This is a genomic window from Halolactibacillus sp. JCM 19043, from assembly GCF_001310395.1.
Lineage (GTDB): Bacteria > Bacillota > Bacilli > Bacillales > Amphibacillaceae > Halolactibacillus > Halolactibacillus miurensis.
Genome location: NZ_BAXD01000078.1, coordinates 1 through 1,505, shown reverse-complemented (window position 1 = coordinate 1,505; position 1,505 = coordinate 1). Strand labels below are relative to the sequence as shown.

Below are 1,505 nucleotides of genomic sequence, written 5' to 3'. Positions count from 1 at the left end.
CTGGTATACGGTCAAGTGAACTGCTTGAAGGTAAATGGAATCAATCATATGGGAAAATAAACATTTCTAAGAACAGCTCTGTTATTATACCTTTGTCCAAAGAGGCCCGTAAGACGGAGATGGAAAAAACCCATCTGTTGGAATTGTTGATGAATATCATGCACACGAGACATCTGAAATTTATGACGTGCTTGCTTCAGGTATGGTGGCTCGTAAAGAGCCTCTTATGTTCATAATTACAACAGCTGGTTTTAATTTATCAAGACCTTGTTTTAAAGAGTACGAGTATGTCAGTAAAGTACTAGATCCTGATATGCCTCAAGAAAACGATGAGTATTTTGCAATCATTTGTGAACTAGATAAAGATGATGAAGGCAATTTGATTGACGATATTAATGATGAATCGGTATGGATAAAAGCAAATCCAATCGTCGCAACTTATGATGAAGGTCTAACAGCCATTCGTTCTGAATTAAAAGTCGCACTTGAGCAGCCTGAAAAAATGCGTAATTTTTTAACTAAGAACATGAACGTATGGATTGACGCTAAGCCAAACGGTTATATGAAAATGGGCAAATGGAAATCGGCCATCATTAAGCCAAAGGAAGTCATGCCATATCCTGTTTTTCTAGGTTTAGATTTATCTAGTACAACTGATTTAACAAGTATCGGGATGACTTTTCAATTACCAAATCGTAAATTTATTGTTCAGCAACACTCATTCATGCCAGAAGATAAATTACAAGAGCGCATGAATACTGACAATGTTCGCTTTGACTTATGGAGAGATCAAGGTTATTTAACTACGACGCCAGGTAGTGTTGTTGATTATAGTTACGTTGAACAGCACATTATTGATATGCGAGAACAGGGATATAACATTGTTGAAATTGATTTTGATAAATGGAATGCAACACATTTGATTCAGATATTAGAGAATCATGGTTTCACAATGGTTGAAATTCCACAGTTTTTAAGACACCTATCTTTTCCGACGAAAGAGTTTAGAAGTGCTGTGTACCGGAGAAATGTTCAACATTTTGGTGATCCTTTATTACATTGGGCTTTAAGTAATGCCATCACTAAGACAGATGCTCAAGAAAACATTATGCTTGATAAAGATAAGTCAATTGAAAGAATAGATCCAGCTGCAGCAGTAATTAATAGTTTTAGTCGGGCAATGGTTGGAGCTACACAAGATCTAAGCAGTCACTTTTTAAATAATTGGTCCATGTAGGAGGTAATTAATATCGCAAAAACAATAGCAAACTTTACAACAAGCTTTTTTACAGTATTCTTCACCAAATGGTTGGAGGATTTTTTAATTTTTGCAGGCATTATATTAGGTGTGGTTAACACATATTTGATATCTGTGATTGACTCAAATATCTTAGCCGGTAACTATGTCCTTTCAGTAGTACTGATTTTAATTGGGATAATTATTGCTAGGAGGTGAAGGAGGTGATGAACATTGATTTTCAAACAAGCTTTAGCACCTAAAGGTG

Annotated in this window: 1 protein-coding gene; it reads left to right on the top strand. The window is 35.5% G+C overall.

What is annotated here, in order from left to right; genetic code table 11:
- The first annotated feature begins 142 nt into the window (after window positions 1-142).
- On the top strand, window positions 143-1,237 hold the full coding sequence (locus tag JCM19043_RS15665) for a terminase large subunit (RefSeq protein ID WP_369813906.1): 1,095 nt from the start codon (window positions 143-145) through the stop codon (window positions 1,235-1,237).
- The last annotated feature ends 268 nt before the right edge of the window (window positions 1,238-1,505 follow it).